Below are 14,821 nucleotides of genomic sequence, written 5' to 3'. Positions count from 1 at the left end.
GCCCCACGGCGTATGCGCGTCGCCGAAGAAGTCCGGCGCGTATTGGCCGAGGTAATTCCCCTCTGGCCCGAAATGGTTGTAGACGACGTCGAGAAACACCATCAGGCCGCGCAGATGCGCCTCGTCGATCAGCGCCTTGAGATCGTCGGGACGCCCGAACATGGCGTCTGGTGCATACCACAGCACGCCGTCATAGCCCCAGTTGTGACGTCCGGCAAAATCCGCCAGCGGCATCAGTTCCAGCGCGGTGATGCCGGTCTCGACCAGATGGTCGAGCCGGGCGATCATGGCCCGATAGGTGCCCTCCGGCGTGAAGGTGCCGACATGGGTTTCCATCAGTACGGTCTCTTCCCACGGCCGCCCCTTCCAGTCGGTGGCGCGCCAGACATAGGCGTCGTGGTCGATCACTTCGCTGGGGCCGGCGATATCCCGCGGCTGAAACGCCGAGCCGGGGTCGGGCACGTTGTCAGCGCCATCGATGTGGAAGCGATAGGTCGCCCCTGGCTTGACGCCGGCGATCTCGGCGGAAAACCAACCGTCCTCGCCGGGTGTCAGCGGATATAATTTGTCGAGCATGACATCGACGCGGCTGACGGCGGGCGCCCACAGCCGGAAGATCGCGCCTGTTTCAGTCAGGCGCGGCCCGAAGCTTCGGTCAGTCATGATACGGATCCAGCGAAGGCAAGAACGGAGCGGGGTGGTGCGTCGAGATCGCTTCCCGAGGGCAGGATCGCGATCGACAGGCTGTCGTCGGCGGTGTTGAGTACCTGCCGCCAGTGCCGGTATTCCGTCATCTTCGGCAGCTTGAACGCGATGCCTTGCGGCGCCGCATTGAGCACGATGAAGATCGGGTTGGCGTTGTCCTCACTCGGACTGAGCACGTAAGCGAGGAAGCGTCCGTCGGGAAACGACCAGTCCGGTCCGGTCATCTCCTCGGCCGCCGGCGTCAGCCACAGCACGCCATAGGTGCCGTCGGCGCGGCGACCGTCGAGCCAGCGCTGGGCGCGGATCTGCGGAAAGCGCATCCTGAGTTGCGCCATGTAGCCGATGAAGTCGGTGAGGTCGTCTTCCTTGTGGCCGAGGTTCTCCCAGCCGACCCAGCCGATATCGTTGTCCTGGCAATAGGCGTTGTTGTTGCCGCCTTGGGTGTTGCCGACCTCGTCGCCGGCCAGCATCAGCGGCACGCCCTGCGCCAGGAACAGGCAGGCTAACTGGTTCTTGCGCAGTTGCCGGCGCAGCGCCTGCAGCTTCGGATCGCTGGTCGGACCCTCGACGCCGAAATTGTTGCTGAGATTATCGCTGGAGCCGTCGCGGTTGTCCTCGCCATTGGCCTCATTGTGCTTCTCATTATAGGCGAACAGGTCGGCGAGCGGAAAACCGTCATGCACGGTGACGTGGTTGATGCCGGCCCGCTGCTTGCGGCCATCATGGTTGAAGACGTCGGACGACCCGGTCATGCGGTTGGAGACCTCACCGATCAGGCTGCCTTCGCCACTCCAGTAACGGCGCAACGCGCTGCGGTATTTGTCGTTCCACTCCGACCATTGCGACGGGAACGCGCCGACCTGGTAACCGCCCATGCCGAGGTCCCAGGGCTCGGCGATCATCTTCACATTGGCCAGCACCGGGTCCTGGCGGATCGCGGTCAGAAAGCCGCTGTTACGGTCGAAACCGTTGGGACCGCGGGCCAGCGTGGTGGCGAGGTCGAAACGGAAACCGTCGACATGGCAGCCCTCGACCCAGTAGCGCAGCGAATCCATCACCATCTGCAACACCCGCGGATGGGTCAGATTCACGGAGCTTCCGCACCCGGTGAAATCATCATAGAAGCGAGGATTGTCCGGCATCAGCCAGTAATAGGAAGAGTTGTCGATGCCGCGATAGCTCAGCGTCGGGCCGAGATGATTGCCTTCCGCGGTGTGGTTGTAGACCACGTCGAGGATCACCTCGATGCCGGCGTCGTGCAGGCGCGCCACGGTGGTGCGGAACGAGTCCAGTGGATTGTCCTGGCCGTAGCGCGCTTCCGGCGCGAAGAACGACAGCGAATTGTAGCCCCAGTAATTGGCGAGCTTCTGCTCGACCAGGCGGCGGTCATCGATAAAGCTCTGCACCGGCAGCAACTCGACCGTGGTAACGCCGAGGCGCTTGAGATGGTCGATCATCGCGGGCGCCGACAGGCCGCGATAGGTGCCGCGGATTCCGGGCGGCACGTCCTTGCGGGTCTGGGTCAGGCCTTTGACATGGGCCTCGTAGATGATGGTGTCTTCCCATGGCACCGCGGGGCGGGATTCCTTGCGGCCCCAGTTGAAGGTCTCGTCGACCACGACGGCCTTCGGCATGCCACGGGCATTGTCGCGGCGGTCGAATGACAGATCCTCGCGGGCGCTGCCGGTGCGGTAGCCGAAATGCGCGTCGCTCCACACCAGCTTGCCCGCCATCTTCTTGGCATAGGGGTCAAGCAGCAGCTTGTGGGCGTTGAAGCGGTGGCCATGCTCGGGCTCGTAGGGACCGTGCACGCGGTAGCCATAAAGCTGTCCGGGCGAGACGTCGTTGAGGTAGCCATGCCAGACGTCCTCGTTGCGCTCCGGCAGGACGATGCGCTCCAGCTCGCGACGACCCTGGCTGTCAAACAGGCATAATTCGACCTTCTGGGCGGTTGCCGAAAACAGCGCAAAGTTGGTCCCTCTGCCGTCCCAGCTTGCACCGAGGCGAAAGGGCGTTCCGGCCGATAGTCGCATGCTTACAGTTCCGGTACGAGAAAGACCGCTGCCAGCGGCGGAAGCGTAAGATTTATCCCGGGAACGAGGCCGTTCGCAACGACCTCTCCGCCATTGCCGACATTGCCGCCGCCATAGATTCCAGCGTCGGAATTCAGCACCTCGCGCCATCTGCCGGGGAACGGCACGCGGACTTTGTAGTCGCGATAGACGTTGGGCGAGAAGTTCACCACCACGAGACACTGTGCGCGCGGATTGGCGCCCTTGCGCAGCCAGGCGAAGACGTTGCTGGCGGCGTCCTCGGTGATCACCCATTCGAAGCCGGCGGGATCGCAATCCAATTCGTGCAGCGCCGGCTGCTGCCTATACAGTTCGTTGAGGTCGCGGATCAGCGACTGAATGCCCTTGTGCTTGTCCTGCTCGAGCAGGTGCCAGTCCAGCGAGCGGTCGTGATTCCATTCCCGCTCCTGAGCGAATTCGCAGCCCATGAACATCAGCTTCTTGCCGGGATGACCGAACATGAAGGCGTAATAGGCGCGCAGATTGGCGAAGCGCTGCCAGTCGTCACCCGGCATGCGGCCGATCAGCGATTTTTTGCCGTGCACCACTTCGTCATGCGACAGCGGCAGCACGAAGTTTTCGGTAAATGCATATTGCAGCCCGAACAGGATCGAGCCGTGGTGATATTGGCGGTAGATCGGATCCTGGCTGATATAGTTCAGCGTGTCGTGCATCCAGCCCATATTCCACTTGTAGCCGAAGCCGAGGCCGCCGAAATCGACCGGCCGCGACACTTGCGGCCAGGCGGTGGATTCTTCCGCCGCCGTCGTGGCATTGGGAAATTTGGCGAACAGCTCGGTGTTGAAGCGGCGCAGGAAAGCGATGGCCTCGAGATTTTCGCGGCCGCCATACTTGTTCGGAATCCAGGCACCAGCATCGCGGCTGTAGTCAAGATACAGCATCGAGGCCACGGCGTCGACGCGCAATCCGTCGACATTATAGCGCTCCAGCCAGAACAGCGCGTTGGAGACCAGGAAATTCACCACTTCGGTGCGGCCGTAATTATAGATCAGTGTGCCCCAGTCCATATGCCGACCCTGCAGCGGGTTGGCATGCTCATAGAGCGCGGTGCCGTCGAACATGCCGAGACCATGGGCGTCGTCCGGGAAATGCCCGGGCACCCAGTCCAGCAGCACACCGAGACCCTCGACGTGGCAGGCTTCCACCAGCGCGCAGAAATCTTCCGGCGTGCCGAAGCGACTGGTCGGGGCATACATGCCGGTCGGTTGATAGCCCCATGAGCCATCGAACGGATGCTCGTTGATGGGCAGGAATTCGACATGGGTGAAGCCGAGGTCGCGCACATAGCGCGGCAGCGTTTCCGCCAGTTCGCGGTAGCTCAGCCACTCATTGTCGTTCTTGCGGCGCCAGGAGCCGAGATGCACCTCATAGACCGACATCGGTCTGTTCAACGCGTTGATGTCGGCGGGCGCAGAGCGCGGGTGCGGCAATTTTGTCTCGTCGATCACGATCGAGGCGGTGCTGGGGCGGAGCTCCGCCGCGAACGCCATCGGATCGGACTTCAGCGCCAGTTGCTGGCCCTGCGGACCGACGACGTTGAACTTGTAATGGTCGCCAGCGGTGGCGCGGGGCACGAACAGTTCCCAGTAGCCGACGCCGCGGACCCGCATCGGATGCCGGCGCGGATCCCAGAAATTGAAATCACCGACAACGCTGACGCGCTGCGCATTGGGGGCGAACACGACGAAGCCGACGCCATCGACGCCTTCGAGCTTCATCGGATGGGCGCCGAGCTTGTCATACAGCCGTTGATGGGTGCCTTCGCCGAGCAGATAGAGGTCGAAATCGCTCAAGATGGTGGGGAAGCGGTAGGGGTCATCGAGATCGACGACGTTGTCGCCATAGCGCGCGCGCAACTGGTAGTTCACTGCACCGTTCGGCATATTTCCAACGAACAGGCCGGCATCGTGGACGCGCTCCAGCGCCGCGGTGGCGCCATGCTCGTCAACCACATCGACTGCCGAGGCTTCCGGCAGGAAAGCGCGGACCACGGTCTGATCATCCTCCTGATGGCGGCCGAGATAGTGGAACGGGTCGGCGTGGCGGCCTTCGACGATGGCGTAAGCTTCCGCGGTTAACTTGGTCATGAGACCTCCGGGTACTGAGACAGAATTCGAAGTGTCCCGGCCAGCGGGACCCGCAGCCAGTCGGGTCGATGCGCGAGTTCGTATTCGATCTCGTAAAACGCCTTTTCCAGCAGGAAGAAGTTCAACATTCCCTCCGCGGCCGCGGCATCGCCCGGCCACAGACGGGCATCCGTGACGGTATCTCGATAAGCGTCAACGAAGGCTGAAGTCGCCCGTTCCCGCCAGCCTTCCAGCGCCATGGCAAGACGGCCGGTCTCGTCGGGATTGACCTTGACCGCGCGTTCCAGCGCGGCCGTCACCGAATAGTCGATCGAGCGGATCAACCCGGCGACGTCGCGCGCGGCGGGCGCCTTGCGGCGACGCTCGTCGATCGGCCGGCGTGGCTCGCCCTCGAAATCGATGATGAAGATGTCGTCGGCCACCACCAGCATCTGGCCAAGATGAAAGTCGCCGTGATGGCGGATCTTCAGCCCGTCGATGTTTTCCGGCAGCAGCGCGGTGAGACGATCGCGCAGTCCGGCGCGCATCGCCAGCATCTGGTCGATCAAAGCGCGGTCGGATTCCTTCGCCGCGTTGCGACGCGTTAGCAGGCCCTCAAAAACGATCTCGGCACGCGCGACGATCTCGCTGATCCACAGCCGGATATCGTCAGCGGTGGTCTTCTCCGGCTTGAAGTCCGCGATGTCGTCGCGGCTGGCCAGCGCCATCTGCATTTCCGCGACGCGGCGTCCGGTCTGCGACATGTAGCGCAGATAGGGCACCTGCTCCTCGCTCTGCGAGACCTCGGCACCATTGGCGAGCAGCTTATGCTCGTCGACGAAGCGATCGAGATAGGCCGAGGTAACGGTCCAGGCGTCGCCCTGATTTTGCACGAAGGCATGAACGATGGCGATCGCGCTCTTCTGCTCGCCCTCGACCAGTTCGATGCTGCCAAGCAGCGCCGGCGTATTGGCGTAGCCGGCGATTTCGGTCAGGAAGCGGCCGACCTCGATCTCCGGATTGATGCCGGGCTGCAGCTTACGGTAGATTTTGACGACATAGTCGCCATCGACCAGCGCGGTGCTGTTGGACTGCTCGGTCTCCACCGCGCGGATATTTTGCGGCTGCTTGAACGGCTGTTCGGATAATTTGCTGGTCGGCCGGAATTCCAGCCGGGCGCCTTCTTCCTCGACGGTCAGCGAATTGCGCAGATTGTGCAGCAGCAGCGCGATGAAGATCGGATCGGTGGCGACATCCAGCAGCGTGCCTTCGCGCGCGCCCTGGCGGACGGCGGCAAAGGCGCGGGGATTGTAACGCTCGCGGTCGAAGCGCACCCATTCGATCTGCATCGGCAGCACGTAGCGCGTCGTCACATTGCGCTGGGTGGTGGCAAAGAACGCCAGCCATGGCCGGTTGTCGCCAATGTCGCAGAACGGGATCGCCGAGGTCAGCTTGGCCTCGATCGCCTTGGGCGAGCGCTCCGGGTACCAGCGCGTGCGCGCCAGATGCGCGGGCAGCACGTCGCGCTCGAACACGCCGCGGGTCCGCTCCAGCGTCATCCAGGACGAGCCGAGGGGCACCACCAGCGTCTCGAATTCCGGGACCGCGGTTGGCAGCACGTGCTCGGTAGGATCGCGTTCGTCGAGCAGGAACCAGTAGAAGCCATACGGTGCCAGCGTGATCATGTAGGGCAGGTCACCGATCGGCGGAAACTTGGTGCGGCCGAGCATCTCCAGCGGGATGCGGTCCTTCCACGGCGACAGGTCGAGTTCGGTGGCTTGCGCCGAGCGCGACAGGTTGGCGACGCAGAGGATCACCTCGTCGCCAAACTGCCGGACATAGCACAGCACCGAACGGTTGCTCGGGCGGATGAACAGCATGGTGCCGCGGCCGAATGCCAGCGTCGATTTGCGCACCTGCATCAGCCGCTTGGTGGCCGAGAGCTGTGACGACAGGCTGCGCGACTGCGCTTCCACATTGACGGATTCATAGCCGTAAACCGGGTCCATGATGGTCGGGGCATAGAGCCGCGCGGGGTCGGCGCGGGAGAAACCGCCATTGCGGTCCGGCGTCCACTGCATCGGCGTGCGCACGCCATTGCGGTCGCCGAGATAGATGTTGTCACCCATGCCGATCTCGTCGCCATAATAGATGATCGGCGTGCCCGGGAACGACATCAGCATCGAGTTCATCAGCTCGATCTTGCGGCGGTCATTGTCCATCAGCGGCGCGAGACGGCGGCGGATGCCGACATTGATGCGGGCGCGGGGATCGTTGGCGTAGGTCGACCACAGATAGTCGCGCTCGACGTCGGTGACCATTTCCAGCGTCAGCTCGTCATGATTGCGCAGGAACATGGCCCACTGGCAGTCCTGCGGAATATCCGGGGTCTGGCGCATGATGTCGGTGATCGGGAAACGGTCTTCCTGGGCGATCGCCATGTACATGCGCGGCATCAGCGGAAAGTGATACGCCATGTGGCATTCGTCGCTGTCGCCGAAATATTGCTGCACGTCCTCGGGCCACTGGTTGGCCTCGGCGAGCAACAGCTTGCCCGGCGCATAGGCGTCGAGTTCGGCGCGCAGGTGCTTGATGACCGAGTGGGTCTCCGGCAGGTTCTCGTTATTGGTGCCGTCGCGCTCCACCAGATAGGGAATCGCGTCAAGACGGAATCCATCCACACCGGCGTCGAGCCAGCGCTTCATCACCTGCACCACCGCGCTGACCACGCGGGGATTGTCGAAATTCAGGTCCGGCTGATGCGAAAAAAAGCGATGCCAGTAATAGGCCTTGGCCTCGGGGTCCCAGGTCCAGTTGGATTTCTCGGTGTCGGTGAAGATGATCCGGGTGCCGTCATATTTCTTGTCGGTATCGCTCCAGACATACCAGTCGCGGGCGCTGGAGCCGGCGGGGCTGCGGCGGGCGCGCTTGAACCAGTCGTGCTGGTCGGAGGTGTGGTTGATCACCAGCTCGGTAATAACCCGCAGGCCGCGCCGCTTCGCCTCACTGATGAAGCGGCGGAAATCCTTCATGGTCCCGAAGTCGGGATGGATCGAGCCGTAGTCGGCGATGTCATAGCCATCGTCGCGACCCGGCGACGGGTAGAATGGCATCAGCCACAGCGCCGTGACGCCGAGCTCCTGCAGATAATCGAGCTTCTCGGTCAGTCCCGCGAAATCGCCGATACCGTCATTGTTGCTGTCGGCGAACGCCTTGACATGCAGTTGGTAGATGATCGCGTCCTTGTACCACAGATGATCATTGGTGGCGCCCGGCGAGACTGTCGAGTGGATGGTCGGCATGACGTTCATGGGAGCGCTTTCAGGCGAGGCAGCGGAAGAAGATGGCAGGGTCGCGCATCGGATCGATGCGGACGCGGAGCCCGCCCCATTCGACAGCGTGGCGTTCGCCGGTGACGATGTTCTCGACCGCCGCGACATCGCGACGCTGGCCGTCCACCATGACCTGGCTGTTGATCGGCAGCCATACTTCGTGCGGATCGCGGGACAGCGAGATCGCACCGGCCACCAGATTGGTTAGGTCGACCGATTCCTTGACGAATCCGATGACATTGACGTCGTTGACCGCCATGAAGCGCAGATTGCTGGTCTGCTGCAGCGCCGTGTTGGCGCGGCGCGCCATGTTGAGGTCGCGAATATAGGGCTTGATGTTGCCCGGCTGGTCCCAATCGCGGGTCCTGATCTCGTATTTTTCCGAGTTCAGATATTCTTCCTTGCCCGGGATTGGCTCGTGCTCGAGCAGCTCGAAGCCGCTGTAGATGCCGTAGGTGCTGGACAGCGCCGCCGCCAGCGCCACCCGCGCCTTGAACATCCAGGCTTCACCCGATTGCAGGTGAAACGGCAGGATGTCCGGCGTATTGACGAAAAAGTTCGGCCGGTAGAAATCGCGCTCCGGATAGCCGCACAATTCGTTGAGATATTGCTCGATTTCCCACTTCTGCGTGCGCCAGGTGAAATAGGTATACGACTGCGAAAAGCCGAGCTTCGCCAGTCCCTTCATCAGCTTCGGCTTGGTGAAGGCCTCGGCCAGGAACAACACGTCGGGATGCTTCAGCTGCACCTCGCGGATCATCCACTCCCAGAACCGCAGCGGCTTGGTGTGCGGATTGTCGATCCGGAAGATCTTCACGCCCTGGTCGACCCAGAACAGGATCACGTCGCGCAGCGCGTTCCACAGCGATCCCGCGTCATCGCAGGTGAAGTCGGGATTATGGATATCCTCATACTTCTTCGGCGGATTTTCGGCATATTTCATGCTGCCGTCGGGGCGACGCTTGAACCAGTCCGGGTGTTCGGTGACCCAGGGATGGTCCGGCGAGCACTGCACCGCGACATCGATCGCGACTTCCATGTCTAATTCTTTGCACGCCGCGATGAAGGCGTGAAAATCTTCCATGGTGCCGAGCTGCGGATGCAACGCGTCGTGGCCGCCTTCAATGCCGCCAATCGCATAGGGGCTGCCGACATCGTCGGGGCCGGCCATCAGCGAATTGTTCTTGCCCTTGCGGTTCTTGACGCCGATCGGGTGGATCGGCGTGAAATAGACGACGTCAAAGCCCATCGCCGCGACATCGGGCAGCCGCGCGATACAGTCGCGGAAGGTGCCATGCTGCCCGGGCACCGTGCTCTGGCTGCGCGGCACCATTTCGTACCAGGCGCCATTGCGGGCGCGTTCGCGATCGATCATCAGCGGCAGCAGGGCAGAGCGCGTCAGATCGGGCCGCGTCTGGGCCTCGGCCATCGCCGCGGCCAGTTCAGACGCCAGCAGCGGCGCGGTGTCGCCGCTCTGCAGATAGGCTTCGCAATGCCGCACGATCAGCGCCGACGCATCCGGACCACCGGCCTGCGCCTTGGTCATCAGGGCGGCGCCTTCCAGCGCATCCAGCGTGACATCCTGTCCGGCGTGCAGCTTCAATTCGAAGCCGTGCCGCCAGGTGGCGAACTCGTCGGTCCATGCCTCCACGGCATAGACGTAGCGGCCGATTGCCGCCGGGATGAACGAGCCACTCCAACGGTCGTTGACCACCAGCGCCATCGGCACCCGATTCCAGTCGCGGTCCTGCTCGCGGCGCCAGACAATAGCGGCCGCGATGATCTCGTGGCCGTCGCGGTAGAGATCCGCGAACACCTCGATCGGCTCGCCGACGATCCGTTTGATCGGAAAACGGCCGCCGTCGATGATCGGGTAGATATTTTCAACATGAAACGCGCCGGCGGCGACGCTTTCAACGATTTGGGTATTTTTGTTCACAGTGCTGCCAGCGACATGGAGATGTCGTCCCGTTTCGAGTTGCGGAAAAGAGACGGTGCGATCATATACAAAGCCCCGTGACAGGCGTTTGGTTCCAACTGGAACTGAGCTTAGATCGACGCGTTGAAAACGGCTATCCTCTTCCTGAAATTAACAAATTTCGCAGCGATCTCGGTTTGTTGCGATGCAAACAGCGTGCCGTATGGACCTTTTTACCAAAGCTGCCGAACTCGGAATTCAAACCGGTTTTCATGACGGACAGGGGGAATGGCACACCACCGATGCCGAAGCCCTCAAGATCATTCTGGATGCCATGCCGGTGCGAACCGCGCACCGCTTTCTCGACAGCTCGGTGGTCCTGCGCGCCGGCGAGGCGTGCCGCACAATACTGACCGAAGCGGCAAGTTTCCCGCTGCAATGGAAAATCAGTTCGGCCGGGAAAACCATCGCGGAGGGCACGACCGCCGACCGCAATATTGATTGGCCGGAGCAGCTTCCGTCCGGCTTCCATCGCGTCGAACTGACCGATGCGTCGCTGTTTTCCGAAGAGGCACCGTTCATCGTCGCTCCCGCGAAAGCGTTTGCCGGCGAGTTCGATCGTTCGTGGATTCTCGCGGTGCAGTTATATGGCGTGCGATCAGAGCGTAATTGGGGCATCGGCGATTTTACCGATCTGCAATCGCTTCTTCATTTGGCGGCGCGTCTGGGTGCCGGCGGCGTCGGCCTCAATCCGCTGCATGCATTGTTCGACGACCGCCCGGCGGAGTGCAGCCCGTATTCGCCGAACAGCCGGCTGTTTCTCAACCCGTTATATATTGACATCGAGGCGCTGCCGGAATTCGCGGCCCATGACAGTGGCGATGTGCTGGCCAATCTGCGCGCCACGCCGGTAGTCGATTATGTGGAGGTCGCCAGGCTGAAGGCGGTTGCGCTCCGCGCGGCATTCGAGGAATTCTGCGGCAACCCTGACAGCGCGCGGCAGGCGGCGTTTGCGTCGTTCCGCGTCGAGCGCGCGCCGTTGCTGACGCGCTTCGCCTGTTTCGAGGTGCTGCGCCACAAATTCCAGACCGCATGGTGGGATTGGCCGGAGGAGTGGCAGCATCCCGACGACGGCCAATGCGAGAGACTGCGCGCCGGACCGGATGGCCGCGAAGTCGCCTTCATCGAATATGTGCAGTGGAATGCCGACCTGCAGCTCAAGCAATGTTTCGACCTGACGGCCGAGCTGGGAATGAGCGTCGGGCTGTATCTCGACGTCGCCGTCGGCGTGCAGAGCGGCGGCTTTGACGCCTGGAACGAGCAAATCGCGATCTCGCGGCATCTGTCGATCGGCGCACCGCCGGACGCGCTGCAGCCGGCCGGGCAGAACTGGGGCCTCGCCGGCTTCAACGGTGCCGGTCTCGAGGTGCAGTCCTTCGCGCCGTTCCGCGAGATGCTGCGCGCCGCGATGCGCTATGCCGGTGCGATCCGTCTCGACCACGTGCTCGGACTGAACCGTCTCTACGTGGTGCCGCACGGCTATGCTGCCGACAACGGCGCCTATGTCAAAATGCCGCTGCAGGCGCTGCTGGCGGCGACCGCGCAAGAAAGCATCGCCAATCGCTGCGTGGTGATCGGCGAGGATCTTGGCACCGTGCCGGAAGGGTTTCGCGACCAGCTCGCGGCCTGGGGCCTGTGGTCCTATCTGGTGATGATGTTCGAGCGCGACGATCGCGGCGGGTTTCGCGGCATTGGCCATTACGCGCCGCACGCGCTGGTGACCTTCAACACCCACGATCTGCCGACCTTTGCCGGCTGGCGCAGCTTCGCCGATCTGGTGATGAAGCGCGGACTCGGCATCGACCCGGGCGAGAGCGACGAATCGCGTCACCACGCCATCGACATGCTGAACCAGGCGCTGCGTGACCAGGACATCTTCCGCGAGGATTTTTACGGCGTGGCGCAATTTCTGTCGCGGACGCGGACTCGGCTGTTGGCGATCGCGCTGGAAGATCTGCTCGGGGTGGTGGACCAGCCCAATATCCCGGGCACCATCGACGAGCATCCGAACTGGCGGCAGCGCTTGCCGGTATCGGTTGATCACATCGTCGACGCCATCGATCGCGATTCGTTGAACATGGCCACTGCCGACCGGCAGCCGGTGATGGTCGCCTGATCCCCTGACCTGATGGAAACTCATTGGCTGCTCTGATTGAAGACTACGCCCTGATCGGCGACTGCGAAACCGCCGCGCTGGTCAACCGCGACGGCTCGATCGACTGGTTGTGCTGGCCGGCATTCGATTCCGACGCCTGCTTCACGGCGCTGCTTGGTGATCGCAAGCATGGCTATTGGCAGATCGCGCCGGCGGGCGAGATTACGAAATGCTCGCGACAATATCGCGGCGACACGCTGATTCTGGAAACCACGCTGGAGACGGCCGACGGCGCGGTGACGCTGATCGATTTCATGCCGCCGCGCGGCGCAGCCTCCGACGTGGTGCGGATCGTTCGCGGTGATCGGGGCCGCGTGCCGATGCGGATGGAGCTGGTGATCCGGTTCGGATTTGGCGTCAACATTCCCTGGATGAAGCGCACCGAGGACGGCGCGCTGCTCGGCATCTGCGGGCCGGACATGGTGGTGTTGCGGACGCCGGTCGAAAGCCGCGGCGAAAACCTCACGACGGTCGCGGACTTTGTCGTCGAGGCCGGGGACAGCATGCCGTTCGTGCTGACCTATGGTCCGTCGCATCTCAAGGTGCCGGCGCCGATCGATTGCGCCGGCGCCTTGCAGGACACCGAGCAGTATTGGCTGGAATGGAGCGCGCGTTGCACCTATCGCGGCGAGCATCGCGATCTGGTGATGCGCTCGCTGATCACGCTGAAGGCGCTGACCTATGCGCCGTCCGGCGGCATCGTCGCGGCGCCCACGACGTCGCTGCCGGAAAAGCTCGGCGGTAGCCGCAACTGGGACTACCGCTATTGCTGGCTGCGCGACGCCACCTTCACGCTGGTCGTGCTGATCAACAGTGGCTACACCGAGGAGGCGCTGGACTGGTATCACTGGCTGTTGCGCGCCGCCGCCGGGGCGCCGGCCGACATGCAGATCATGTATGGCATCATGGGCCAGCGTCGGCTGCTGGAATGGGAAGCCGATTGGCTGCCGGGCTATGAGGGCGCGCAGCCGGTGCGGATCGGCAATGCCGCGCATGCGCAGTTGCAGCTCGACGTCTATGGCGAACTGGTCGATGCCTTCCACCAGTCGCGGATCGCCAAGCTCGAACTCGACGGCGAGACCTGGGCCGTCGAGCATCAGGTGCTGGAGCATCTCGCCTCGGTCTGGGACCAGCCCGATCACGGCATCTGGGAGCGCCGCGGCGACGGCGCGCATTATGTGTTCTCGAAAGTGATGTGCTGGGTGGCGTTCGATCGCGGCATCAAGAGCGCGGAAAAATTCGGCTTCAATGCGCCGCTCGCGCGCTGGCGAACGCTGCGCGACACCATCCATCGCGAGGTGTGCGACAAGGGCTTCAATGTCAAGATGAACGCTTTTGTCGAGTATTACGGCGCCGATGTGCTCGATGCCAGCGTGTTGCTGTTGCCGGCGGTGGGCTTCCTGCCGTCGTCCGATCCGCGCGTACAGGGGACCCTCGCCGCCACCGAAAAATACCTGATGCGCGACGGTTTCGTGCTGCGCCACGATCCGCGCGAACAGACCGGCGAGGAGCAGCCGATCGAGGGCGCCTTTCTGGCGTGCAGCCTGTGGCTGGCGGATGCCTATCTGCTGGCTGGCGAAATCGCCAAAGCGGAGGCGCTGTTCGAGCGCGTCGTCGGCATCGCCAATGATGTCGGTCTGCTGGCGGAGGAATATGATTCCATCGCCGGGCGCCAGACCGGCAATTTCCCGCAGGCGCTGACCCATATCGCGCTGGTCAACACCGCGCACAATTTGTGCGCTGCGAAGCATACCGCCGCCAAGCCGGCGATGCAGCGCTCGGAGTAGCGCTACCCGCGGGACGGCGGCGGATGAGTTGAACCGGCTCGAACAGAAATCGCTTTACGCCAGCGTGATCGTATCGATCTCCGCCATTTCCTCGGCGCTGAGCTTCCACTCGATGGCCTTGACGTTCTGTTCGATCTGCTCCGGTGTCGAGGCGCCGGCGATGACGCTGGAGACTTGCGGGCGGGCAGCGAGCCAGGAAAATGCCAGTTCGAGCATGGTGTGGTCGTGGGCCTTGGCGAAGGCGGCGAGTTTCTCGACGATCGCCTCGTTGCGCGGGTTGAGGTAGCGCTGCTGCATCGACGGCGTCTTGCCGAAGCGGGTGTCGGCGGCAATGATCTTGGCGCCCACATATTTGCCGGTCAGCATGCCGCCGGCGAGCGGGAAGAACGGCAACAGGCCGAGATTATATTGCTGCGCGGCGGGGATCAGCTCCTTCTCGTGCTCGCGCACCAGCAGGCTGTATTCATCCTGGCACGACACGAAGCGGCCGGTGCCGAGGCCGCGCGCGGTGAATTCGGCCTCGGCGATGCGCCAGGCCGGGAAATTCGAATTGCCGATATAGCGGATCTTGCCCTGGCGGACGAGGTCCTCCAACGCGCGCAGCGTCTCCTCGATCGGCGTCAGCGGATCGAAGTCGTGCTGCTGGTAGAGGTCGATCCAGTCGGTCTTGAGCCGGGTCAGGCTGGCTTCGACGGCGGCCATGAT

General features: G+C 63.0%; 8 protein-coding genes. 2 read left to right on the top strand and 6 right to left on the bottom strand.

The window, feature by feature from the left end; translation table 11 throughout:
- The 5 genes from Q0S16_RS19890 to Q0S16_RS19870 form a co-directional block, all read right to left on the bottom strand.
- Positions 1-663: alpha-amylase family glycosyl hydrolase (locus tag Q0S16_RS19890; protein WP_295851970.1), on the bottom strand; the 663-nt coding region annotated here is incomplete at its 3' end.
- Positions 660-2,738, bottom strand: coding sequence for a glycogen debranching protein GlgX (gene glgX, locus Q0S16_RS19885; RefSeq protein WP_295851966.1), 2,079 nt, complete (start codon positions 2,736-2,738; stop codon positions 660-662). The genes Q0S16_RS19890 and glgX, both read right to left, overlap by 4 nt.
- A gap of 2 nt (positions 2,739-2,740) precedes the next feature.
- Positions 2,741-4,885 (bottom strand): 1,4-alpha-glucan branching protein GlgB, encoded by a 2,145-nt coding sequence (glgB, locus tag Q0S16_RS19880; protein WP_295851963.1) that lies wholly within the window; start codon positions 4,883-4,885, stop codon positions 2,741-2,743.
- Positions 4,882-8,175 (bottom strand): maltose alpha-D-glucosyltransferase, encoded by a 3,294-nt coding sequence (gene treS / locus Q0S16_RS19875; RefSeq protein WP_295851960.1) that lies wholly within the window; start codon positions 8,173-8,175, stop codon positions 4,882-4,884. Before treS ends, glgB begins: the two co-directional genes overlap by 4 nt.
- A gap of 10 nt (positions 8,176-8,185) precedes the next feature.
- Positions 8,186-10,135, bottom strand: coding sequence for an alpha-1,4-glucan--maltose-1-phosphate maltosyltransferase (locus tag Q0S16_RS19870; RefSeq protein WP_295851955.1), 1,950 nt, complete (start codon positions 10,133-10,135; stop codon positions 8,186-8,188).
- Positions 10,136-10,337: 202 nt separating this feature from the next.
- On the opposite strand from Q0S16_RS19870, the gene malQ reads away from it, so the two are divergent.
- The gene (gene malQ, locus Q0S16_RS19865) at positions 10,338-12,290 is read left to right on the top strand and encodes a 4-alpha-glucanotransferase (protein ID WP_295851953.1); all 1,953 of its coding nucleotides are present in this window, start codon (positions 10,338-10,340) and stop codon (positions 12,288-12,290) included.
- 23 nt (positions 12,291-12,313) lie between these two features.
- Positions 12,314-14,116 (top strand): glycoside hydrolase family 15 protein, encoded by a 1,803-nt coding sequence (locus Q0S16_RS19860; protein ID WP_295851947.1) that lies wholly within the window; start codon positions 12,314-12,316, stop codon positions 14,114-14,116.
- 54 nt (positions 14,117-14,170) lie between these two features.
- Here Q0S16_RS19860 and Q0S16_RS19855 read toward each other — a convergent pair.
- The coding region (locus Q0S16_RS19855) for an aldo/keto reductase (protein ID WP_295851945.1) at positions 14,171-14,821 on the bottom strand (651 nt) is incomplete at its 5' end.

This window comes from Tardiphaga sp., assembly GCF_025356345.1.
In the GTDB taxonomy this organism is placed as follows: domain Bacteria; phylum Pseudomonadota; class Alphaproteobacteria; order Rhizobiales; family Xanthobacteraceae; genus Tardiphaga.
Note: the sequence above shows the minus strand (reverse complement) of the source record. Positions and strands in the feature narration are given on the sequence as shown.